This window comes from Streptomyces cucumeris, from assembly GCF_024295805.1.
GTDB classification, from domain to species: Bacteria; Actinomycetota; Actinomycetes; order Streptomycetales; family Streptomycetaceae; genus Streptomyces; species Streptomyces cucumeris.
Genome location: NZ_JANCLX010000025.1, coordinates 1 through 21322, shown reverse-complemented (window position 1 = coordinate 21322; position 21322 = coordinate 1). Strand labels below are relative to the sequence as shown.

22 protein-coding genes and 2 pseudogenes are annotated in these 21322 nt (G+C 67.8%); 16 read left to right on the top strand and 8 right to left on the bottom strand.

Translation table 11 applies throughout. From position 1 onward, the window contains the following. Positions 1-482 precede the first annotated feature (482 nt). Positions 483-800 (top strand): hypothetical protein, encoded by a 318-nt coding sequence (locus NMK44_RS29275; protein ID WP_254748691.1) that lies wholly within the window; start codon positions 483-485, stop codon positions 798-800. Positions 801-1521: 721 nt separating this feature from the next. Here the strand turns inward: NMK44_RS29275 and NMK44_RS29270 are convergent. From NMK44_RS29270 to NMK44_RS29260, 3 genes and pseudogenes are all read right to left on the bottom strand, one after another. After that, entirely contained in the window at positions 1522-1920 is a 399-nt protein-coding gene (locus NMK44_RS29270) for a hypothetical protein (protein WP_254748689.1), read from the bottom strand. A 329-nt stretch (positions 1921-2249) separates the two neighbouring features. Then, positions 2250-2498 (bottom strand): annotated as a pseudogene (locus NMK44_RS29265) (hypothetical protein); the annotation flags it as partial. Positions 2499-2589: 91 nt separating this feature from the next. Beyond that, the gene (locus NMK44_RS29260; RefSeq protein ID WP_254748687.1) at positions 2590-3252 is read right to left on the bottom strand and encodes an O-methyltransferase; all 663 of its coding nucleotides are present in this window, start codon (positions 3250-3252) and stop codon (positions 2590-2592) included. Between the two features lie 70 nt (positions 3253-3322). On the opposite strand from NMK44_RS29260, the gene NMK44_RS29255 reads away from it, so the two are divergent. Beyond that, positions 3323-3988 carry a TetR/AcrR family transcriptional regulator gene (locus tag NMK44_RS29255; protein WP_254748685.1) on the top strand — a complete coding sequence of 222 codons (666 nt, stop codon included), beginning with the start codon at positions 3323-3325 and terminating at the stop codon, positions 3986-3988. Beyond that, entirely contained in the window at positions 3985-4356 is a 372-nt protein-coding gene (locus NMK44_RS29250; RefSeq protein WP_254748683.1) for a hypothetical protein, read from the top strand. The genes NMK44_RS29255 and NMK44_RS29250 overlap by 4 nt, the downstream gene beginning before the upstream one ends. 390 nt (positions 4357-4746) lie before the next feature. Here NMK44_RS29250 and NMK44_RS29245 read toward each other — a convergent pair whose 3' ends face one another. Then, the gene (locus NMK44_RS29245; RefSeq protein ID WP_254748681.1) at positions 4747-5640 is read right to left on the bottom strand and encodes an NADP-dependent oxidoreductase; all 894 of its coding nucleotides are present in this window, start codon (positions 5638-5640) and stop codon (positions 4747-4749) included. A gap of 69 nt (positions 5641-5709) precedes the next feature. On the opposite strand from NMK44_RS29245, the gene NMK44_RS29240 reads away from it, so the two are divergent. After that, positions 5710-6315, top strand: coding sequence for a TetR/AcrR family transcriptional regulator (locus NMK44_RS29240; protein WP_254748679.1), 606 nt, complete (start codon positions 5710-5712; stop codon positions 6313-6315). Positions 6316-6369: 54 nt separating this feature from the next. Next, positions 6370-6591 (top strand): annotated as a pseudogene (locus tag NMK44_RS29235) (hypothetical protein); the annotation flags it as partial. 486 nt (positions 6592-7077) lie between these two features. Here NMK44_RS29235 and NMK44_RS29230 read toward each other — a convergent pair. From NMK44_RS29230 to NMK44_RS42470, 3 genes are all read right to left on the bottom strand, one after another. Then, a complete protein-coding gene (locus NMK44_RS29230) occupies positions 7078-7533 on the bottom strand; it encodes an Lrp/AsnC family transcriptional regulator (RefSeq protein WP_254748677.1) in 456 nt (151 codons plus the stop codon). Positions 7534-7552: 19 nt separating this feature from the next. After that, positions 7553-9736, bottom strand: coding sequence for a cytochrome P450 (locus tag NMK44_RS29225; protein WP_254748675.1), 2184 nt, complete (start codon positions 9734-9736; stop codon positions 7553-7555). A gap of 180 nt (positions 9737-9916) precedes the next feature. Further along, positions 9917-10456, bottom strand: coding sequence for an Lrp/AsnC family transcriptional regulator (locus NMK44_RS42470; protein WP_254748673.1), 540 nt, complete (start codon positions 10454-10456; stop codon positions 9917-9919). A 188-nt stretch (positions 10457-10644) separates the two neighbouring features. On the opposite strand from NMK44_RS42470, the gene hppD reads away from it, so the two are divergent. The 10 genes from hppD (at position 10645) to NMK44_RS29170 (ending at position 20671) form a co-directional block, all read left to right on the top strand. Then, positions 10645-11850 carry a 4-hydroxyphenylpyruvate dioxygenase gene (gene hppD, locus NMK44_RS29215; protein WP_254748671.1) on the top strand — a complete coding sequence of 402 codons (1206 nt, stop codon included), beginning with the start codon at positions 10645-10647 and terminating at the stop codon, positions 11848-11850. Between the two features lie 42 nt (positions 11851-11892). Beyond that, positions 11893-13098 (top strand): homogentisate 1,2-dioxygenase, encoded by a 1206-nt coding sequence (locus NMK44_RS29210; protein ID WP_254748669.1) that lies wholly within the window; start codon positions 11893-11895, stop codon positions 13096-13098. A 44-nt stretch (positions 13099-13142) separates the two neighbouring features. Continuing rightward, positions 13143-13961: a hypothetical protein gene (locus tag NMK44_RS29205; protein WP_254748667.1), complete on the top strand. Its 819-nt coding sequence runs from the start codon at positions 13143-13145 to the stop codon at positions 13959-13961. 1 nt (position 13962) lies between these two features. Further along, entirely contained in the window at positions 13963-15243 is a 1281-nt protein-coding gene (fahA, locus tag NMK44_RS29200; protein WP_254748665.1) for a fumarylacetoacetase, read from the top strand. Then, positions 15243-16067, top strand: a complete 825-nt coding sequence (locus tag NMK44_RS29195; protein ID WP_254748663.1) for a CoA transferase subunit A — start codon at positions 15243-15245, stop codon at positions 16065-16067. Before fahA ends, NMK44_RS29195 begins: the two co-directional genes overlap by 1 nt. 2 nt (positions 16068-16069) lie before the next feature. Then, positions 16070-16708, top strand: a complete 639-nt coding sequence (locus tag NMK44_RS29190) for a CoA transferase subunit B (protein ID WP_254748661.1) — start codon at positions 16070-16072, stop codon at positions 16706-16708. A 70-nt stretch (positions 16709-16778) separates the two neighbouring features. Further along, the gene (locus NMK44_RS29185; RefSeq protein WP_254748659.1) at positions 16779-18005 is read left to right on the top strand and encodes a Glu/Leu/Phe/Val dehydrogenase dimerization domain-containing protein; all 1227 of its coding nucleotides are present in this window, start codon (positions 16779-16781) and stop codon (positions 18003-18005) included. 126 nt (positions 18006-18131) lie between these two features. Further along, positions 18132-18851 (top strand): response regulator, encoded by a 720-nt coding sequence (locus NMK44_RS29180; protein WP_254748657.1) that lies wholly within the window; start codon positions 18132-18134, stop codon positions 18849-18851. Positions 18852-18956: 105 nt separating this feature from the next. Next, the gene (locus NMK44_RS29175) at positions 18957-20042 is read left to right on the top strand and encodes an S-(hydroxymethyl)mycothiol dehydrogenase (protein ID WP_254748655.1); all 1086 of its coding nucleotides are present in this window, start codon (positions 18957-18959) and stop codon (positions 20040-20042) included. Then, on the top strand, positions 20042-20671 hold the full coding sequence (locus NMK44_RS29170; RefSeq protein WP_254748653.1) for an MBL fold metallo-hydrolase: 630 nt from the start codon (positions 20042-20044) through the stop codon (positions 20669-20671). Before NMK44_RS29175 ends, NMK44_RS29170 begins: the two co-directional genes overlap by 1 nt. 21 nt (positions 20672-20692) lie before the next feature. On the opposite strand, the gene NMK44_RS29165 is transcribed toward NMK44_RS29170, so the two are convergent. Beyond that, positions 20693-20989, bottom strand: coding sequence for a hypothetical protein (locus tag NMK44_RS29165; protein WP_254748651.1), 297 nt, complete (start codon positions 20987-20989; stop codon positions 20693-20695). Between the two features lie 31 nt (positions 20990-21020). Between NMK44_RS29165 and NMK44_RS29160 the strand changes: the two genes are divergently transcribed. Continuing rightward, positions 21021-21194, top strand: coding sequence for a hypothetical protein (locus NMK44_RS29160; RefSeq protein ID WP_254748649.1), 174 nt, complete (start codon positions 21021-21023; stop codon positions 21192-21194). Positions 21195-21322: the final 128 nt, after the last annotated feature.

Here is a 21322-nt window from a genome sequence, read left to right as displayed (position 1 = left end):
GCGAGGAGCGGCCCGGCGGACTGATCGCGGCGGTCCGCCGGTAGAGCGCCTCCTCCCGGTTCCCCACCGAGGACGTAAGCACCTGACTGGTGTCAGTTCTCATCGACATTTTCCGGCCCTGTGATCATCAAGTGCTGCCCGGACTCGGTGATGAACGCTGTCGCACGTCAGTGACGAAGCCACAGGTCGAGTGCAGCAGGATGGCGAGCGAGGCCCCCGAGCAACGTGATTGAGACGTCAGACATCTCGATCAGCAGCTCGGGGGCCGCGCTCGTTGCGCGTCACGGACCGTTGCTGATCGGTGGCCAGCCCGAAGAAGCTCAATGCATCCGAGTTGCATGACTGACATCACGACAGAATCATGAAAGTGGGGCTCCCATGCGAGCATCCGTCCGGATGTCGGATAACACTGGCGCACCGAGAACCCGCGAACCTGCTGGAGATATTCGATCTAAATACCAGTCGGAAGGGAAGGCTAGGGCATGGCTACGTTCCAATTGCTAGGACTAAAGTGCTGGGAAACCACGGACGGATTCGGGGCCGACCAGGTGCGAATCATCTTCGGTTTTGATGATTTGATGTTCTTCGATAACGATATGGGGGAGGGGGACGAGTGGGAGCTAGTTGAATCCAGACAATTCCTAGCCTCTGAAAAGGTATGGGTGAAGGAAGCGGATTCAGGGAGCGGTGATGACGAGATCGGAATGTTCTTGGTCACCTCCGAAAACCGGGGCGAGCATGTGATAACGCTGTCGGGCGACGGTTCGCACTACGACCTCCACTACAGGATTGGGCCGTGACGGCGACCTCGATGCCCGGGCTGCCTGTGCCTCGGCTGCATGCCCATGCGCGGCGGGCTCGTACGGAGTCGGCCGGAGGGACCGTTCAGCCGCGCTACACAAGCAAGCGACCACCCTCAGTCTCCCGGCTACCCGCTCTTCTTGATGATCGACCTCTTTGAGATTGGCCCTCGAGCAGGCCGACTGGCTGATCGACCTCGGCCCCGGGCCCGGGAGGCACGGTGGAACCATCCTCTTCGAAGGCCACGTCGCCGACTACACGGGCCTCACGACACCCACCTGTCGCGCCCTGAGCCATCGCTGAGAGGGGAACGGAGCGGACCGGGCCTGCCGTCATCTGGACCGGAACCAAATCTTGCCGGCTGACCGGCCCTCAGCAGAGTTGTTCACGGCACGGGCAGCGGGTATCTGAACAATGGCAAGCCGCCTTGAACCGCGGTGCCGGTGTCCGGTCACCGCCGTGGCGGTGGTGCTCGGTGGCTGCGCAGACGGATCGGATGAAGAAGGCCGGCATGGCTGACACGGCCGGCGCATCGGACGAGAAGCCGGGCACGCCGACACCGACAGGTCCGCGGTCCGAGGGAATGAGTGCGCCGGACAACCGGCACCGACCGTCGATTCCTGCCGGGCATAAGGGAGATCAGGCGCGGACGCGCCTGGGCATTCCGCCGGCGGGTGGCGCAACCTTCGCGTTCGGCAGCGCCACCCGCCCGCCCACCTCTTACCTGGTGTAGTCCTTGATCCAGTAAGAGCAGTCGATCCACCCCGGGAGGTCGCCGCTGAAGTCCTTCGCACAGGCCTTGAACTGGACCTCGGTGTTGCGCGGGATGCTTCTGATCCTGCAGTACTCGAACCCGTTGTCGGCACCGTTCCGGTCGTCGCACGACGTGATCTCGTCGCGGCCGGGGAGCTTGATGCGGAGCACCATGCCGTAGCCGTCCTTCTTGGTGTCCGCGATCCGGAACTTGTTGTTGTCGATACTGTTGAACGCCCCGGTTCCGCGACCGTTCGACGCGTCCGCGATGTGCCAGGACCCGACGGCGTTCGCCGGGGCCTGCGCCAGGGCGAAGCAGGCGGCGGCGCCGACCGCCACGGTCAGAACGCGCTTGATACGGGACATGCGCCCCTCACTCTCTTCACTCACAGGCTCTCCGAGCGGCGAGCCTGTCGGGTCATCAGAAGAGGATCATGCCCCGGACAAGCGCGATTTGCCAGCGTTGCATGGTTACTTCTTTGCTGACGCGCTGTGTGCGGTATGTCGAATAGATGAGTTCGCAGAGGCATATATGCCAAGTGCCCAGACACGTCCGCGGCTGGGCGTCCTGCGTGCGGGCGGCGGAGCCCCCGCGCTCTGTGTCGCCGCCCGCCCTCTGCGCGGCCCCGCCGCGCCGCCGCTCCCCGGCAGACCGGCTCCGGCCGGGAAGCAGGGCCGGTGTGATGTCGTGATCGTTCGGCGGTCTTGAGCAGGTCGTCGATCCGGGTCATTGCGGCGCGGAGGCGGCGGCCGACGAGGTAGCTGTCCGGGCATCCGCGGCGGCCGAGCCGGCTGCTGCGAGGACGGCCGACGGGCAGGCGGACTCGCACTCTGTCGAGCACGGGGACGATAGGCGGGCTGTTCCCGGCCTGCCCTGCGGTCGGGACCAGTGCTAGCGGACGGCACCTGCGGTCCGCGGCGGGATGAACATCCACTGGGCATCCGTGAGTTGCCTACGCGTCACGACCAATGTCGTACCGGGTTCCACTGCCGCGCAGAAGGCGGTACCCGCAACTATCACGACGTCATGCAGGTCTAGAGGCGGCAGCTGATTTCCATGCCGTCCTCCACGGGGAACGTGACGCTCTGGTAGCCGTTCCGGGGGTCACGGACGTAGTCGAGGTAGGGCGCGAGGTCCTCCAGGTCGACGTCGTCGGCGACGACGAGGGTGCCGGGTGCGAGGCGTGGTTCGAGGAGTCGCAGGACGGGCAGGCACAGGTCCTTCCAGCCGTCGAGGAGGACGAAGTCCGCGGAGCCGGCGACTGTGGCGAGGGTGTCGCGGGCATCTCCTTCGAGGACGGTGATCAGGTCCTCCAGCCCCGTCTCGGCGAACGTCCGGCGTGCGGCCGCGGCCTTGGCGGCGCTCAGTTCCGTACTGATCACCCGCCCCGTTCCGTTGTCGCGCACCGCGGCGGCGAGATGGAGCGTGGAGATACCGAAGGACGTGCCGAACTCGACGACGGTGGCGGGGCGGGCAGCCCGGATCAGGTTGTAGAGGAGGCGGCCACCCTGGGCGGAAATCGGCATGTACACCTCGGCGTTGGCGTCGGCCTGCTCCTGCGGGCCGAGGGGCGCGAAGCCCTGGGGCCACGACGCCCGGACCCGCCTGCTGGTCGCCTCGTCCTGCTCGGAATGCCGGAACATCCGGGTGAGGGCGGAGGCGACGCGGGGGTCTTCGAGGGTGCTGGTGGGTGTCATGAACCTAGACTAGACGCACCGTTGCGTTGCGTCTAGATGGTCTAGCCTACTCTGGCCCCAGGAGGCAGACATGGAACGAGGAAGTACGGCCGCCGCGGCGGCCGGGCCGGAACCGGCGGCACGCCACCACGGCAACAGGCACGGCCGCAGCGAACAGGCCCGGCAGGCAGTGCTGGAGGCGGTCGACGACCTCTTGGTCGAGAAGGGCTTCACCGGCGTCACCATCGAGGGCATCGCCGCCCGGGCCGGCGTCGCCAAGCAGACCGTCTACCGCTGGTGGAAGACCAAGACCGACATCCTCCTGGACGCCTTCCTCCAGGACGCGGCCGAAGCCCTGACCCCGCCGGACCACGGCGACCTGGCCCCGGACCTGCGCGCCCACCTGCGCCAACTGGCCCTGTTCCTCACCCGGTCCGACGCGGGCGCCGTCTTCAAGGCCCTCATCGGGCACGCCCAGCACGATCCCGAGTTCGCCGCCGCCCTGCGGTCCGGGTACCTCGACGAACAGCGCCGACGCGACCGACTCCCGCTGGAACGCGCGGTGGAACGCGGCCAGCTCGCCGCCGGCCTCGACATGGCGGCGGAGATCGACCAACTCGTGGGACCGGTCTACCACCGCGTCCTGGTGACGGCGGAACCCGTAGACCAGGCGTTCACCGATCGCCTCGTCGAGGCGTTCCTGCGCCGCGCGGGCGTAGTGGACGTAGCCGATGCAGGGGAGATGGGGCGCAGATGACTCTGAAGGCAGGCCAGCGGGTGGTGCTGGCGGCGGACACCAGGCTGACCGATTCGGCCGAGGTGTCGGGGGTCGTCGTCGGGTTCCTGTCCCTGGCGGCGGGCACCGGCGGGACTGTCGAGCAGGTGGTCGCCCACCAGGACGAGAGCGATGACGTGCGCGAGTACGAGCGGCTCAAGTCGCTGCTCGACGCCTATGGGGGCGGGATGCCCACGGAGAGCAGGAGGCAGCTCGAAGAGAAGGTCGGCTCTCTGGAACCTGCGTGGACCGCCTTCCAGGAACGGGGGCCTCGCGTGAGCGTGCGGGTCCGCTTCGACAACGGATTCATCCTCGACGGGGCCCACGAGGACGTCTTCGTCCCTGCCTGAGGGCGCGTCTCGGGCCGGACCGGTGGCCGGCCGCGGTCTCGCGCCGGCGGGCCCACGGCTCGGCCGGGGGCATGGGCTCGGCGGGCCACCGTTCAGGCCCGGGTGAGCGGGAGGACCGGCATGAGATACGACTGCCCGCCGGTCTCCAGGGTGCACAAGGGCTCACCGCCGGGGACAACCGTGAGCCCGACGCGAACGGTGAAGGGGCGAGGGGGCGCCGTCCTCGGCGAGCTCGCCCCCCAGTTCCGTCGGCGCGTTGCGGCGCGTCCGGGTGGCGGCCACCACCCTGCCGTCGACCAGCACCTCACGCCTACAGCCCAACCTCTGCTGACCAGGTCGGTCGTTGGTGTGGTGATGGGCGAAACGTGAGCCCGATCGGCCATCTCACTTTCAGGTGACGATGACCCGGCGTCCGCGTGTGTGGCCTGTTTGGCTGTTGATGTGCGCTGTGGCGGCATCGGCGAGCGTGTACGACTTCTCGATGGGGATATGGAGTCTTCCCCGCGCGATGAGGTCGGCGGCCACGGTGAGCGCTTCCGGCACGTTCCCGGCTACGCCGGAGAATCGGACACCGAGTTCCGGCGCGCCGAGATCGGCGATGGAGATGACCTTCTGCGGGTTCCCGGTCAGGTCGACGAGTCCGCGGATCACGCCGGAGCCGGCCAGATCGAGGGCGGCGTCGACATGGCCGAGCTGCCGCACCCGCTCGACCCAGCCCTCGCCATACGTCGTGGCGAGGGCGCCCAGGCTGCGCAGATAGTCCTGGTTCGCGGCGCCGGCCGTGCCGATCACGGTGATGCCGCGGTCGCGGGCGATCTGCAGTACCGCTGAGCCGACTCCTCCGGACGCGCCGCTGACCAGCAGTGTCTGCCCGGGTTGCACACCGACCTCGCGGATGATGCGCAGTGCTGTCTCCACCACCGAGGGGTATCCGGCCGCGTTCTCGAACGTCACACCCTCGGGCATCCGGGCCCAGGCCGACAGCACGGCGAACTCGGCATAGGTGCTGGAACCTTCGCCGAACACATGGTCGCCGACCTCGACTTCCTCGACGCCCTCGCCGACTTCGTCCACCACCCCGGCGGCGTCCAGCCCGACTCCGGAGGGCAACTCGATCGGATGGGCTCCCAGCTTCTGGCCTTCACGAATCCTCCAGTCGACGGGGTTCACGCCCGCCGCCCGTACAGCGATGCGGATGTGGCCTGGGCCCGCGTGGGGCTCCTCGGCGTCCACGAGGTGCAGAACGTCCGGTCCGCCGAACTCGGCGAAGCTCACTTTCTTCATGCGGCGACCGTAACACTAACCGTTAGCTTTTTGGAGTTGATACAGGTCTGTATCTGATAGCGTCAGGGCATGACCGTGCCGCCCGGACGCCGTGAGCGCAAGAAGGCCGCGACCCGCCAGAAGATCGCCGACACGGCCCTGCGGCTGTTCCTGGAGCGCGGGTACGACGCAGTGGGAATCCGTGACGTGGCCGCTGAGGCCGACGTGGCCGTCACCACGCTCTTCTCCCACTTCGCCTCAAAAGAGGCCCTGGTGTTCGAGCAGGACGACGACTTCGAACAACGCCTCACCCAGGCGGTCACCGACCGGGCCCCGGATGAGCCGCTCATCCCCGCGCTGCGCCGCGAGATCCAGTCCCTGGTCCGACATTGCACGGCGGACGGCGCCACCCCGATCTGGCGCATGATCGACGAGTCTCCCGCCCTACGGGAGTACGAGGAGTCGATGAGGCTGCGCCACGCGGAGTCGCTGGCAAAGGCCATCGCCGCCGACCCCGACCTGTCACAGACCACAACGGCGAGCCGGACGATCGCGAGGTTCGTGATCGACGCCTACTCACTGGCCCGTGAGGCGCCCGATCCGGACGCCGCGTTGGACGAGATCTTCCGGATGATCGAGGCAGCCTGGGCCGTCACCTGCCCCTCCGGGAACTTCACCGGCACGGTCGGACAGTAGCCAGGACTCCACCCCGCCCGACGCTCACCCATCCGAGAAGCCACCGCCAGGGCCCAGCGCATCCTCACCGCGCTCGCGGAGCGGACCCGGCTGGGGCAGGGGCCGCTGACCTGCCAGGAGATGGCCACCTTGTTCGGCATGGACGTGGTTCCGGCGCGGGTGGAGGCGCTGAGGTCGAAGGCGAAACGCCTGGTCGCGCGGGGCTGGCTGGCCGAGCCGGCGCCGGGCCGGTTCACGCTCGCCCGCGGGGTGAGAGGGCCAGGCGGCGGGTCATGAGCAGGGTCATCGACCAGTAGATCATCGCCTCGGCGCTGGTAGTGCGGCGTTGGCGAAGAGGACGGCCAGGACGACGACGGTGAGGACCAAGTTCCCGTATCGGAAAGGGCTTTGGGGGTGCTGCGGTTCAGCGAAGAGCGCGACCCTGCGGTGCTGACGCAGTTCGTGCACCTGCGCGTCATCAACCCGGAGAAGGCCTACTGGCGGCCGCGAGTTCTTCGAAAAGACCAGCATTGAGACGGAGCTGCCGCCGGAACCTGCCGCGGCGACGATTTGCACCTACCACCCGGAATGGCCAGCAACTCTTGGGCTGTCGTAGCCGCAATTGTGACTGCGCGGAACGCAGGTCTTCGCCGACCGCCCGACAGCCGCGCCCGCCTGGTTTGCCTCCGGTCGGGGTGCAGGCGGCGATGCGGTCGTCGTCGGTGAGCCGCGCGGTGACGGCTCAGGGAAACCCGGAATGTGACCGAACTGGGGCGCCCGGCATCATTCGGTGGGAATGATGTTGGGCCGGTCCACCACCTCTTCGACGACCGTCAGGGTCTGTGTCGATCTCACCCCCTGGATGCTCTGCAGCTTTTCGAATACAAGAGCGCGCAGGGCGTCCGTGTCGCGAACCCTCACGAGGAGCACGATGTCGAAGCCGCCCGTGAGGTACCCCGCGAACTGGACCTCAGGCAGGGCCGCCAGTTCACTGCTCATCTCCCGCCATCTGAACTGGCCGGCGGAGACCAGCACGAGAGCCGTGACTTCCAGGCCCAGCCTGTGTTCGTCCACATCAACCGTGAAGCCGCGGATCACTCCTGCCCGCTGAAGCCTCTCCAGACGTGAGTACACCGTGCCACGTGACACGTTCGCTTTTGCGGCCAGCTCGGATGCGGACAGGCGCCCGTCCGCGTTCAGTGCACGCAGCAGGGCCAGATCAATGTCGTCCAGCTCCACGCGGATTCCTCGGCACGCCTCAGAGGTCGAGGGTCAGGTGTTCGCCTCTGCATCGGGACACACAGACGAGCATGAGGTCGCCTCGCTCCTTCTCTTCGTCGGAGAGCACCTGGTCGCGGTGATCCACCGCACCTTCCAGGACCGCAGTCTCGCACGATCCGCAGATACCTTCGCGGCAGGTGGACGGTATCATGACCCCGGCCTCTTCCAGCGTCTCAAGGAGTGTCCTGTCAGCCGGAACCATGAGCTCCTTCTGGGCGCGAGCCAGTCGGACGCTGAACGCCCGGCCGCCGGACGCTGCGGCGGCGCCGGCCGATGAGCCGAACCGCTCCACACGCAGGCTGATACCGGAGTACCCGGTGACCGAGGCCGCGAGTTCGTCCAGCAGCCCTGAGGGGCCGCAGGCGTACACCTCACCGCCCTGTGGCAGGGAGCCCAGCCATTCCGTCAAGACCGGTCGGCCTCGGTCCTTGGTCGTCCATATCTCGGCTGCGGGGCCCAGTGCTTCCACTTCGTCGAGAAAGGGCATCGAGTCCCGGTCTCGGCCGATGTACAGGAGCTGCCACGACGCGCCGGACGCCGCCAAGGACCGGGCCATAGGAAGCAGCGGAGTGATGCCGATCCCCCCTGCTACCAGGAGGCAGGCGGGGGCGGGGGTCAGTGCGAAGGCGTTGCGGGGCGGCGCCGCTTCCAGGCGGGCGCCTGTCATGAGCTCTTCGACGAGGAATGCCGAGCCGCCGCGCGACTGAGCGGCCCTGCGTACGCCGAAACGCCATGTGGATCGGTCGGCGGGGTCACCGCACAGTGAGTAGGATCTGCGAAACGTTTGCCCGGCGTGATCGAACGTGAGATCGACATGCGCTCCGGGGGTCCATGGAGGCAGCTCGCCGCCCTTTTCACGCCCGACGGTGATGATCGCCGCGTCACCGCTGGATCTGTCGATGTCGAGAACGCGCAGCGGGACGGCAGGCGCGGAGTGAGCGGCAACGGCCAGAGCGCCGACCGACGGTCCGGACGCGTTTCCGAGCCTGACCTTCAACTGGGTCGGGCCTCGGAACTCCCACCCTCGGATCACCGGTTCTTCGGCGAGCTGGATGGCCGGGTAGGCCGTGAGGAACTCTTCCAGCGCCGTGTGTGCCTGAGCACGTGCCAGCATGGAGCCCACACATGCGTGCACCCCCGCGCTGAACGACAGATGCTGGTTGTGCTCACGCAGCAGACGGAACTCGTCCGGCTCGTCCCAGTGCCTGGGGTCCCGGTTCGCGGATGCGAGGACGGCGAGGACGAGCGACCCCTCGTCCAGGAGCTGCCCCGCAACGCGGGTCGGCTTGGTCACCCGCCTGGTGACGGTTCCCACCGGAGCGCCGATCCGGAGAGCCTCCTCGATCAGGCGGGCGATCATGGTCTTGTCCCGGTCGATCTCCTGACGGACGGCAGGGTCGGTCAGGTAGGCGATGAGGGCGTGCCCGAACAGGTCTCGCGGCTCCTGCATGCCGCCGATGATCAGCAGCTTGGTCGTTGCGGCGATCTCTTCGAACGTGGCACCGCTCGCCGTGAGGCCCGCCAGCAAAGTGCCCGGCTTCGGGCCGAGTCGCAGCTGGTCGCGCAGCATGTCGTCCACGGCGGCGCTTGCCTCGTCCGCTCGCCGCTGCTTGTCCGGGTCACGCTCGTAGTTGGCGGCGCCAGCGGCGATCCCGTCCACCCATTCCGTAAACACCGCGACGGGTATCTCGGGCAGCCCGGTCACCCTCTGCAGGACTCGAACAGCGAGGGTCTGGGCGAATCCGGTGACGAGGTCCACCACCTCGCCAGGACGGAATTCCGCGAGCAGACCGCGGACAGTGTCCTGGATGGCGCCTTCCATGGTCCGTTTGATCACCGAGGGGCGCAGGCCTTCCGTCAACGGTGCGCGCAGACGATCGTGATACGCGCCGTCGCTGTGCAGGAGGTTCGGTCCGATCGACTGTGACAGAGGGGAGTCATGGACCGCGGCGCTGAACGTCTCGGCGTCGCGGCAGACGCGGTGGACGTCGTCCCACCTCGTGATCAGATAGGCATGGGCCGCGGGAACCCACGCGACAGGCTCCTCGTCGCGGAGGCGCTGATAGATGGTAAACGGGTCGTCGTCAAGGGCTTCGATCGTGATGGCCGCACCGAGCGAAGCCCGCTTGGCCGACCCGGTCGTGGAAGTCGGTGTCCTCATGGCGCAAGAGTGACCGCTGATGGACCGATCGAGCCGCGGGGCCTCTCAGTGATGATCGATCGGCTGAATACTCCGCGAAGGGCTGAACGATCGTTCCGTGCGGGCCGCGTTCTTCTGCACAAGCGGCAAGCAACCCCTGGGGATGGAGCACATCCGGCCGTCCGCGGGCGCCGGATGCCCTCAGGCCTCCCGGTCGTCCGCCGCACGCCTCCCACCCGGTGCGCGGTGGGCACGGCGGTAGGCCGGGGCTCGTCCCCCGGCGCGTGCGTGCGCTTCGAGCAGCGGCAGGGAACGAGTCTCGACCACAGTCGAAAGAATCACCACGCTCATGGAGCGCGCGATGTTCGGTGAGCGGTTGATGTCCAGCAGCGCCTGCTGGAGCTCTTCCTGGCTGCGGGCGGCCATCCGGCACAGGACGTCACCCGTTCCCGTGGTGGCGAAGGCTTCCACGACGGAGGGATGGCCCTCCAGCTCGCCCTGGACGGCGTCCAGGGCGCCTTGCGCGATCTCCAGCGTCACGAAGGCCTGCACGGTGTAGCCGGCGGCGCGCAGATCGACGTCCGGCCCATAACCGGTGACGATGCCCGCGCTCTCCAGTTTGTGGATGCGCGCCTGAACGGTCGCTCGTGCCACACCGGTCAGCCGGGACACTTCCAGCTGTCCCGCCCGGGGGTGATCCCTGAGCGTCTTCAGCAGGGCCACATCGAGTTCGTCGAACACGGCAAGTCACCCTCGTTCCCAATCGAAGTGCATTAGCTATGCGCTCTGTATAGCACCAAGTGAGTTTCGGTAGCAGAAATGAGCAGCTTGCCCAGCAGCAACTTAACATGTTGCACATCGATCTGCTCATGGACTCATACTCCCGCCCATCCTCACCGCATCTTCGGTATCCAGCCAACGGAGGAACCATGAGCCTTGAGCAGAACCTCACCGATCAGGAACGTCTGGCCAACCTCTGTCTCGACGAGCTGAAGCAGCTGGTCGGCCTCGTCTCGTACGACGACTCGACCGACCCCTTTCCGGTGACCGGGTGGGACGCCGTGGAGTGGGTGGTCGGCAACGCCACACAGTCGGCGCACTTCTTCCAGTCGGCGCTGGGCATGGAGCTGGTGGCCTACTCGGGTCCGGAGACGGGCAACCGGGACCACAACGCCTACGTACTCAAGAGCGGTGCCGTGAGGTTCGTCCTCAAGGGCGCTGTCGCCCCTGACAGCCCGCTGCTCGACCACCACCGCCGCCGTGGGGACGGAGTCGTCGACATCGCTCTGGAGGTGCCGGACGTCGACCGCTGCGTCGAGCACGCCCGGGCCCAGGGCGCCACCGTGGTGGAGGAACCCCACGATGTCACCGACGAGCACGGGACGCTCCGGGTCGCGGCCATCGCCACCTACGGCGACACCAGGCACAGTCTGGTGGACCGTTCCCGCTACCAGGGCTCCTACCGGCCCGGCTACGTGGCGCGGGCCTCCTCCTACACCAAGCGTCCGGACGCGCCGAAGCGCCTCTTCCAGGCCCTGGATCACGTGGTGGGCAACGTGGAGATGGGCCGTATGGACGAGTGGGTCGACTTCTACCACCGCGTCATGGGCTTCACCAACATGGCGGAGTTCATCGGGGACGACATCGCGACGGAGTACTCGGCGCTGATGTCGAAGGTGGTGGCCAACGGCAACCATCGGGTCAAGTTCCCGCTGAACGAGCCGGCCGTCGGCAAGAAGAAGAGCCAGATCGACGAATACTTGGAGTTCTACCAGGGCCCCGGCGCCCAGCACCTGGCCCTGGCGACGAACGACATCCTGCGTACCGTCGACTGCCTGCGCGCGGAGGGCGTCGAGTTCCTCGCCACGCCGGACTCCTACTACGAGGAACCGCAGTTGCGGTCCCGTATCGGTGAAGTGCGAGTGCCCATCGAGGAGTTGCAGAAGCGCGGCATCCTCGTCGACCGCGACGAGGACGGCTACCTCCTGCAGATCTTCACCAAGCCGATCGGCGACCGGCCCACGGTCTTCTTCGAGTTCATCGAGCGTCACGGCTCGCTCGGCTTCGGCAAGGGCAACTTCCGGGCGCTCTTCGAGGCCCTGGAGCGCGAGCAGGAGCGGCGCGGAAACTTCTAGCCGCCCAGGTCACGATACGACACCCCCTGCAAGGAGCAGCTGATGGCTCATTACCTCAGCGTCGGGAACCTCCCGCGCAAGCGCCACACCCAGCACCGCGGCCCGGCGGGCACGCTGTACTACGAGGAGCTGATGGGCGAGGAGGGCTTCTCCTCGGACTCCTCCCTGCTGTACCACGTCGGTATCCCGTCGGCTCTCACCGACGCCCGACCGTGGGAACTGCCCGACCACTCGACCATCGCCAACCAGCCCCTCCTGCCACGGCATCTGCGGCTCCACGACCTCTTTCCCGGGCAGGCAGGGAAGTCCGCCGACGCGGTGACCGGTCGGCGCCTGGTCCTGGGCAACGGTGACGTGCGGATCGCCTACGTTGCCGCCGACCGGCCCTCTCCGCTGTACCGGAACGCGACCGGCGACGAGTGCGTCTTCGTGGAGTCGGGCTCAGGGACGGTGGAAACAGTCTTCGGCGACCTGCGGGTGGGAGCCGGCGACTACGTGATCCTGCCCCGGGCCACCACACACCGGTGGGTGCCCGACGGCCCGTACCCCCTCCGGCTGTACGTGATCGAGGCGAACAGCCACATCACCCCGGCAAGGCGGTTCCTGTCGCATTACGGGCAGTTTCTGGAGCACACGCCGTACTGCGAGCGCGACCTGCGGGTGCCCGCCGACCCGCGCGTGGTGGAGGAGCAGGACGTCGAGGTCTACGTCAAGCACCGCGGATCCGGTCCCGGCGGGCTGGCAGGAACCGTGCACGTCGTGCCGGACCACCCCTTCGACGTGGTCGGGTGGGACGGGTGTCTCTACCCGTACGCGTTCAACATCTCGGACTACGAGCCGATCACCGGGCGCATCCACCAGCCGCCGCCAGCCCACCAGGTCTTCGAAGGGGCGGGCTTCGTCATCTGCAACTTCGTGCCCCGCAAGGTGGACTACCACCCGCTGGCCGTCCCCGTGCCCTACTACCACTCCAACGTCGACTCCGACGAGGTGATGTTCTACGTCGGCGGTGACTACGAGGCCCGCAAGGGATCCGGAATCGGTCCCGGCTCGGTGTCCCTGCACCCGGGAGGCCACGCGCACGGACCTCAGCCCGGCGCCGTCGAGCGCAGCCTGGGGGCCGAGTTCTTCGACGAGCTGGCGGTCATGGTCGACACGTTTCGACCGCTGGAACTGGGTGAGGTCGGTCAGGCCGCCGACGACGGGGTGTACGCCTGGTCCTGGTCTCAGGGGCGGGTGTCGCCATGACGCCCTCGTCCACCCCCGCACACCTGGCTCCCGCGCAGGAGCCTGTGCCGGGACATTTCCGCGGACTCTTCGACGACGCGGCGCTGTTCCCACCCGGAAACGCCCCCATGACCACGGCCGTCGCGCGTCACTTCGAGCACCGGACAGCCTGGTACGGCCCCATGGTGGGGCCCTTCGTCTGCACCGACCGCCGGTGGCGCGAACTGGCTGACAGACTCGCTGTGCCGGGTCCCATGTTGGCGTTGTCGCTGGTGGTGCGGGAGTGGGAGGCGCTGCCCGAGACGCTGGCCGCCGTACGGGCCCATCCGCGAGTCCAGCTGGAGGCGGTGGAGTTCCTGCTGGAACCCGCGCACTCGGGCTACGGTCCGGCGTACTTCGCCGCCGCGCTGCCCCGCACAGCGACCGTCTACGCCGAGGTGACCCTTGGTGAGGAAGTGCCCGCGGACGTGCGGATGGCAGCCGAGGCCGGGTGGCGCGTCAAGTTCCGTACGGGAGGTACCGAGCCAGGGGCCTTCCCCAACGAGACGGCCCTGGCCAAGGGTCTGGTGCAGGCCGTTCGGGCGGGAGTTCCCTTCAAGCTCACCGCGGGCCTGCACCAGGCCATCCGCCACACCGGCGCCGCCACCGGGTTCGAGCATCACGGCTTCCTCAACGCGCTCGCGGCCACCGCCGCGGCCGGTGACGGCGCGGACGAACACACCGTCGCCCGCGTACTGGCCGACAGAACAGCCGACAGGGTTCGAGCCGCCTGCACACCGGCCCGCCTCGCCGCCGCACGCACCTGGTTCACCTCCTTCGGCACCTGCAGCATCGACGAACCCATGACCGGCCTCGGGGCTCTGACACTGATCGGAAAGGACTGACATGCCGACCCGCCCGCCCACACCAAGCCGCTCATGGGTGCCCATGCGCCCGGACCACCCCTTCGGACCGCAGACCCTGCCCTACGGCTCGTTCACCGGACCTGACAGCCTGCCGCACGTCGGTGTAGCGATCGGGGACCACATTCTGGATGTGACGGCGGCCTGGAGGATGCTGGCTGTCACGGACGAGGACCTCTTCGCCGCGGGCTCACTCGACCGGTTCCTCGCGGCCGGCCCGGCGACCTGGAGCCACGTCCGAACCGCACTCACCGAGTGGCTCTGCGACGCCTCGTACCAGGAATCCGTATCCCCGTTCCTGCTGTCCGCCCACGACGTGTCGATGCTGCTGCCGTTCACGGTCGCGGACTACGCCGACTTCTACGCCTCCGAGCACCATGCCGCGAATCTGGGCAGGATGTTCCGGCCCGGTTCGGAACCCCTGACGCCGAACTGGAAGCACATGCCGATCGGCTATCACGGCCGGGCCGGGACCGTCGTGGTGTCCGGCACCCCGGTGATCCGCCCCCGAGGGCAGCGGCGCTCCGCGGCGGGGGACGTCACCGTCGGGCCCAGCCTACGGCTGGACATCGAAGCGGAACTCGGCTTCGTCGTCGGCGTGCCGACCGCCATGGGGGAGACCGTCGCCCTCGACGACTTCGACAGCCACGTCTTCGGAGTGTGCCTGGTCAACGACTGGTCGGCACGCGACCTTCAGGCCTGGGAGTACGTCCCGCTCGGGCCGTTCCTCGGCAAGTCCTTCGCCACGTCCGTCTCGCCCTGGGTCGTCCCGCTGTCCGCTCTCCGGTCGGCACGCGTCGCTCCCCCGCCCCGGGATCCGAAACCGGTCCCCTACCTCGACGACAGCCAGGAGGCCGCCTGGGGCCTGGACGTACGGCTGGAGGTCGCTCTCAACGGGACCACTATCAGTGAGCCGGGTTTCGCCCAGATGTACTGGACCGCAGCGCAGCAGCTCGCCCACATGACGGTCAACGGCGCCCGACTGCGCACCGGGGACCTCTTCGCTTCGGGCACCATCAGCGGCCCCACCAAGGACAGCCGCGGTTCCCTCATCGAGCTGACGTGGAACGGTCTCGAACCCCTGACCGTGCCCGGAGGCCGCCGCACCTTTCTGGAGGACGGCGACGAGGTGGTCATCACCGCCACCGCTCCCGGCCCGGCCGGCACCCGCGTCGGCCTGGGCGAGGTCAGAGGCACCGTGCTGCCCACGCCGGAACCGCCCGCCCCGTCAGGGGCACCATCCGCCCATGAAGGGACCCGATAGTGGACAAGGTTGTTTCCTCCGCCGGTGAAGCCATCGCAGGGATCGGCCACCGGGCGTCCTTGGCGGTGGGCGGATTCGGACTCTGCGGAATCCCCAGCGCACTGATCCACGCCCTGCACGAGGCGGGTGTGGGCGATCTGGAGATCGCCTCCAACAACTGCGGTGTGGACGACTGGGGCCTGGGGATTCTGCTCCGTGACCGCCGCATCCGCAGGGTCGTCGCTTCGTACGTGGGAGAGAACAAGGAGTTCGCACGGCAGTACCTGGCTGGCGAGCTGGAGGTCGAGCTCACCCCGCAGGGCACCCTCGCGGAACGGCTGCGGGCTGGCGGCGCGGGCATCCCCGGCTTCTACACCCTCACCGGCACCGGAACGCAGGTCGCCGACGGCGGCCTGCCGTGGCGCTACCACCCCGACGGCAGCGTCGCCGTGGCCTCCCCGCCCAAGGAGACCAGGGACTTCCACATCGGGGGGAACACCCGCAGCTACGTGCTGGAGGAAGCCATCGTCGCCGACTTCGGCCTCGTCCGGGCCTGGAAGGGCGACCGCCACGGCAACCTCGTGTTCCGCCGCAGCTCCCGGAACTTCAACCCCCTGTGTGCCATGGCCGGACGCGTCACCATCGCCGAGGTCGAGCATCTGGTGGAGCCCGGTGAACTGGCCCCGGACGCGATCCACCTCCCCGGCATCTACGTCCATCGCGTCCTGCCCCTCACACCCGAACAGGCCGGAGACAAACGCATCGAGCGCCGCACCAACAGGCAGCGCCCGGCCGCGGACGGGCTGTCCGCGGCGGGCAACGCCCCACAGGACAGGAGACCGTGACCGTGACCTTGACCCGAGAGCAGATGGCCGCCCGTGCCGCCCGGGAACTCAGTGACGGCGCCTACGTCAACCTGGGCATCGGCCTGCCCACACTCGTACCGAATCACATCGCCGAAGACATCGAGATCGTGCTGCACTCGGAGAACGGCATCCTGGGCGTCGGCGCCTACCCGTACGAGGGAGACGAGGACCCCGACCTGATCAACGCCGGCAAGGAGACCGTCAGTGTGCGCCGGGGCGCCTCCTTCTTCGATTCGGCGACGTCCTTCGGGATGATCCGCGGCGGCAAGGTCGACACGGCGATCCTCGGCGCCATGCAGGTCTCCGCCGACGGCGACATCGCCAACTGGGTGATCCCCGGCAAGATGGTCAAGGGCATGGGCGGGGCCATGGACCTCGTCCACGGAGCCAAAAAGGTCATCGTGCTCATGGAGCACACCTCCAAGGGCGGCGCCCACAAGGTCGTCCGGGAGTGCTCCCTGCCGCTGACCGGCCGCCGCGTCGTCCAACGGATCATCACCGATCTCTGCGTCCTCGACGTCACCGCCTCCGGGCTCGTCCTGCGCGAACTCGCCCCCGGTGTCACGGTCGACGAGGTCCGGACCCTGACGGAACCGGACTTCGCCGTCTGCCTCGGCTGACTCTGCCCGGGAGCACGCCCCCAGGCCCCTTTCCCCTTTGCCTTCTTTGCTTGCCCTTTGAAGAGGAATCATGAAAAGCCTGCTTGCCCAATTCGAAAACGAAGCACCAGAGATAGTCTTCGAGTGGAACGACTCCGAGACGCCCGCCAAGGGGTGGGTCGTGATCAACTCTCTGCGCGGTGGCGCCGCCGGAGGCGGAACGCGTATGCGCCAGGGACTGGACCGTCGCGAGGTCGAATCCCTGGCGAAGACGATGGAGATCAAGTTCACCGTGGCGGGACCGCCGATCGGCGGAGCGAAGTCCGGTATCGACTTCGATCCTTCGGACCCCCGCAAGCATGACGTGCTGCGCCGCTGGTACAAGGCGGTCACCCCGCTGCTGAAGGAGTACTACGGCACCGGCGGTGACCTGAACGTCGACGAGATGCAGGATGTCGTACCGATCACAGAAAGCCACGGACTGTGGCATCCGCAGGAAGGAGTGGTCAACGGCCATTTCGGAGGAGGCACACGAGAACTCATCCAGCGCGTCGGCCAGCTCCGCGAGGGCGTGTCCAAAGCCGTCGAGGACCCGCGTTTCACCCCCGACGCGCAGCGCAGGTACACCGTGGCCGACCTCGTCACAGGCTGGGGCGTGGCAGAGTCCGTGCGGCACTACTACGCCACCTACGGCGGTGACATCACAGACAAGCGCGTCATCGTCCAGGGCTGGGGCAATGTCGGGGCCGCCGCCGCCTACTACGCGACGCAACAGGGCGCGCGCGTGGTCGGCGTGATCGACCGCAACGGCGGGCTGGTCAACCCCGACGGATATAGCTTCTCCGAGATCCGCGAACTGTTCCTGGCCAGAGACGGCAACACGCTGCGAGCCGACGGCCTCGTGCCCTTCGGTGAAATCAACACAACTATCTGGGACACGGGCGCGGAGATCTTCCTGCCGTGCGCCGCCTCACGCCTGGTCGACCAGGAGCAGGTCGATCGTCTGACCGCTCACGGCCTGGAAGTCATCGCCAGCGGCGCCAACGTGCCCTTCGCCGACGCGGAGATCTTCTACGGACCGGTCTACGAACACGCGGACCACAGCGTCGCCGTCATTCCGGACTTCATCGCGAACTGCGGCATGGCCCGCACCTTCGCCCTTCTGATGCAGAACGACCTCGAGATCACCGACGAGGCGATTTTCAACGACGTGTCATCCACGATCGCCACCGCACTGCGTCAGTGCCACGCACGCTCACAGGCACGCGTCCGAGTCGCCGGCACCGCCTTCGAGATCGCCCTCAACCAGCTCCTGTGAGCCAGGCGCCCGCCGACCCAGGAACTCAGCCACGACGAAATCCCAGTACGTGAGGCACCAGGCATGGAACCTCCCACGACCGTGCGCACCCCGGCCGTCTCGCGGGCCCTCCCCAGGCCACCGCTGATGTTGTCGATCGACGGGCCGTCGACATGGGCAGTCCGTCCGGACCTGAGCGGCCTGACCCCCAGCGGCGCCCTGCGCTGGGGAACCGAACACGCCTTCGCTGCAATCCTGCAGCAAAGGCCGCCAATGATCCTGCTCAATGCGCCCGCCACCGAGGTCGACGTCCTAACCCGGCTGGTACGCGCGACATCCCTCACCGCCCCGGTGGCCCTCCTGAGCCGGGACAGGACCAATACCGTGGCGGCGTTGAACGCGGGCGCCTGCGACGTCCTGGATCCGCAGGCGCCGCTGGTCGAGCTGGTCTGGCGCATCCACGCGGACCTCAGACGCTGCACGCTGCCCTCCTCGGCCCCCGCATGCCCGAGCGGGACAACAAGCCAGAGACTGCTGTTCGACGTCCTCGCCAGGGCACGTGCCGTCGTCTGCTGCCACGACCTGAGGCTGCTCCTGGGGACCCCCGCCCTGCCCATGACCCTGCGCGCACTCAGGGCACGCATCAGCCGACTCAAGCCCGTTTTCCTCGAACAAGGACTGGACTTGGTCGTCGACCAGCAATGGGGGCTGGCCACTTGTCGCGCACAGACTCGGATCAGTACCGATACAGCCGGCGGATCACTGGCGGTCTGTCCCCCTGAGGGCCACACACAAGCAGCAGTCCGACGACCGGGCCGGCCAGGTCCAGTCCGCCTGAACGAACCCGCTCGCCGCGTCACCGGCTGAACCCGACGACGCGCGCCCTCGAAACCCCCCGTGCGTGGGCCGGCAGGCGGTGCCTGCTGCACCCGCCCACCCATCCCATTCAGCGAATAGAACAAGGTGATCGGAATGTCCCAGCACGTACAAGGTGTCGTCGCACACTCGAAGGGCGCGCCCGTCGCCATCGAGACGATCGTGATCCCCGACCCGGGACCGGGCGAGGCAGTGGTCAAGATCCAAGCCTGCGGGGTCTGCCACACCGACCTCCATTACCGCCAGGGCGGCATCAACGACGACTTCCCGTTCCTGCTCGGGCACGAGGCGGCCGGCGTGGTCGAGTCGGTGGGCGAGGGCGTGACCGACGTGGTCCCCGGTGACTTCGTCATTCTGAACTGGCGTGCTGTATGCGGCCAGTGCCGGGCCTGTCTGCGCGGACGCCCCTGGTACTGCTTCAACACCCACAACGCCAAGCAGAAGATGACCCTGGAGGACGGCACGGAGCTGTCCCCGGCGCTGGGCATCGGCGCGTTCGCGGAGAAGACGCTGGTCGCGGCGGGGCAGTGCACCAAGGTCGACCGGTCCGCGTCAGCCGCCGCCGCCGGCCTGCTGGGCTGTGGCGTGATGGCGGGCATCGGTGCCGCGATCAACACCGGCAATGTCGGCCGCGGTGACAGCGTGGCGGTCATCGGCTGCGGTGGCGTCGGCGACGCCGCGATCGTCGGGTCGAACCTGGCCGGCGCCTCGAAGATCATCGCGGTGGACCTGGACGACCGGAAGCTGGAGACCGCCCGCAAGCTGGGCGCGACCCACACCGTCAACTCCAAGGAGTCCGACCCCGTCGAGGGGATCCGCGAACTGACCGGCGGCCACGGCGCCGACGTCGTCATCGAGGCGGTCGGCCGCCCGGAGACGTACAAGCAGGCCTTCTACGCCCGCGACCTCGCCGGCACGGTCGTCCTGGTCGGTGTGCCGACCCCGGAGATGAAGCTGGAGCTGCCGCTCCTGGACGTGTTCGGGCGCGGCGGATCGCTGAAGTCGTCCTGGTACGGCGACTGCCTGCCCTCCCGCGACTTCCCGATGCTCATCGACCTCTATCTGCAGGGCCGTCTGAACCTGGACGCCTTCGTCACCGAGACCATCGCCCTGGACGAGGTCGAGAAGGCCTTCGAGCGGATGCACGGCGGCGACGTACTGCGCTCGGTGGTGGTGCTCTGATGGCCGCCCGCATCGAACACCTCGTCACTTCGGGTACGTTCTCGCTGGACGGCGGCACCTGGGACGTCGACAACAACGTCTGGATCATCGGCGACGACCACGAGGTGATCGTCATCGACGCCGCTCATGACGCTGACGTCATCTCAAACGCCGTCGGCGACCGGCACCTGCGGGCCATCGTGTGTACGCACGGCCATGACGACCACATCTCCGCAGCTCCGGCCCTCGCTGACACAACCGGTGCACCGATCCTGCTTCACCTCGATGATCGCCTCTTGTGGAACCACGTCTTCCCCGACCGCAACCCCGACGGCTACCTCTCAGACATGCGCCGAATCTCCATCGCGGGGACCGAACTGACGGCGCTCCACACCCCCGGCCACACGCCTGGAGCAATCTCCCTTCACGCGCCGACCCTGGAGACGGTGTTCACCGGTGACACCCTTTTCAAGGGCGGGCCCGGCGCCACCGGACGGTCGTACTCCCACTTCCCCACCATCATCCGCTCCATCCGTGATCGCCTCCTGGCTCTGCCGCCCGATACGACGGTCCGGACCGGCCACGGTGAGTCCACCACGATCCAAGCCGAGGCTCCGTACCTCAGCGAGTGGATCGCCCGGGGGCACTGAGGACAACGCCCCGGTCCGGTATCAAGAGCAGCGCGCTCGGTGCGGTTCGTTGTTGCCGCCGGACGGCCAGGGCAGAGTCAGGCCGGCGGTCACCGCGTCGAGGTCCTGGCGGAGGAAGCCAGCGAAGCCCTTCATGGGCTTCGGTGCGTCCTGCTCGGCCTGCCGGATCCACTCCTGCAGTAGATATCCGCGCCGGTGACGGACCATGTCGGTGAACGCCCGGGCGAGGTCGCAGGCCCGGGTGATGTCCGGGCAGCCGATCCGGACTTGAAGGAGCCGCTCGTCCTGGCATTCGGTGAGCGTCTCCCGAGACCTCAAGATGCAAGAGGTGATCTTGCGGGGGCTGGGGATGTCGGCCCTGACCGGTTCGGCGGTGCGCGCGGAGGGCGGCGAGGTGTTTGCGGACGACCTGGCGGCTGCCGCGGTAGCCGCGGGCTTGGATCTCCAGGAACAGCCGGGTGCCGCTGACCTGGCCCTGGGCTTCGGTGAAGCGGGCGTAGAGATATGCCTTGAACGGATCTAGGTGTGCTGTCCCGGCACGTTGGTGACACGCGTGCTGGGTGCTTGAACGAGGTGAGGGCCTTCTGGCTCGGTGTGGATTGCGACATCTACGCCGATGGCAGGAGGCCCTCGTGATCCACCGTAACGCCC

What these genes read in the sequence shown, in the direction of transcription:
- NMK44_RS29210 (WP_254748669.1), top strand. Translation starts at nt 11,893, where the DNA reads ATGGCTCATTACCTCAGCGTCGGGAACCTCCCGCGCAAGCGCCACACC.
- NMK44_RS29180 (WP_254748657.1), top strand. Translation starts at nt 18,132, where the DNA reads ATGTTGTCGATCGACGGGCCGTCGACATGGGCAGTCCGTCCGGACCTG.
- NMK44_RS29185 (WP_254748659.1), top strand. Translation starts at nt 16,779, where the DNA reads ATGAAAAGCCTGCTTGCCCAATTCGAAAACGAAGCACCAGAGATAGTC.
- NMK44_RS29245 (WP_254748681.1), bottom strand. Translation starts at nt 5,640, where the DNA reads ATGAAGAAAGTGAGCTTCGCCGAGTTCGGCGGACCGGACGTTCTGCAC.
- hppD (WP_254748671.1), top strand. Translation starts at nt 10,645, where the DNA reads ATGAGCCTTGAGCAGAACCTCACCGATCAGGAACGTCTGGCCAACCTC.
- NMK44_RS29175 (WP_254748655.1), top strand. Translation starts at nt 18,957, where the DNA reads ATGTCCCAGCACGTACAAGGTGTCGTCGCACACTCGAAGGGCGCGCCC.
- NMK44_RS29270 (WP_254748689.1), bottom strand. Translation starts at nt 1,920, where the DNA reads ATGTCCCGTATCAAGCGCGTTCTGACCGTGGCGGTCGGCGCCGCCGCC.
- NMK44_RS29250 (WP_254748683.1), top strand. Translation starts at nt 3,985, where the DNA reads ATGACTCTGAAGGCAGGCCAGCGGGTGGTGCTGGCGGCGGACACCAGG.
- NMK44_RS29275 (WP_254748691.1), top strand. Translation starts at nt 483, where the DNA reads ATGGCTACGTTCCAATTGCTAGGACTAAAGTGCTGGGAAACCACGGAC.
- NMK44_RS29260 (WP_254748687.1), bottom strand. Translation starts at nt 3,252, where the DNA reads ATGACACCCACCAGCACCCTCGAAGACCCCCGCGTCGCCTCCGCCCTC.
- NMK44_RS29225 (WP_254748675.1), bottom strand. Translation starts at nt 9,736, where the DNA reads ATGAGGACACCGACTTCCACGACCGGGTCGGCCAAGCGGGCTTCGCTC.
- NMK44_RS29240 (WP_254748679.1), top strand. Translation starts at nt 5,710, where the DNA reads ATGACCGTGCCGCCCGGACGCCGTGAGCGCAAGAAGGCCGCGACCCGC.
- fahA (WP_254748665.1), top strand. Translation starts at nt 13,963, where the DNA reads ATGCCGACCCGCCCGCCCACACCAAGCCGCTCATGGGTGCCCATGCGC.
- NMK44_RS29255 (WP_254748685.1), top strand. Translation starts at nt 3,323, where the DNA reads ATGGAACGAGGAAGTACGGCCGCCGCGGCGGCCGGGCCGGAACCGGCG.
- NMK44_RS29170 (WP_254748653.1), top strand. Translation starts at nt 20,042, where the DNA reads ATGGCCGCCCGCATCGAACACCTCGTCACTTCGGGTACGTTCTCGCTG.
- NMK44_RS29160 (WP_254748649.1), top strand. Translation starts at nt 21,021, where the DNA reads ATGTCGGCCCTGACCGGTTCGGCGGTGCGCGCGGAGGGCGGCGAGGTG.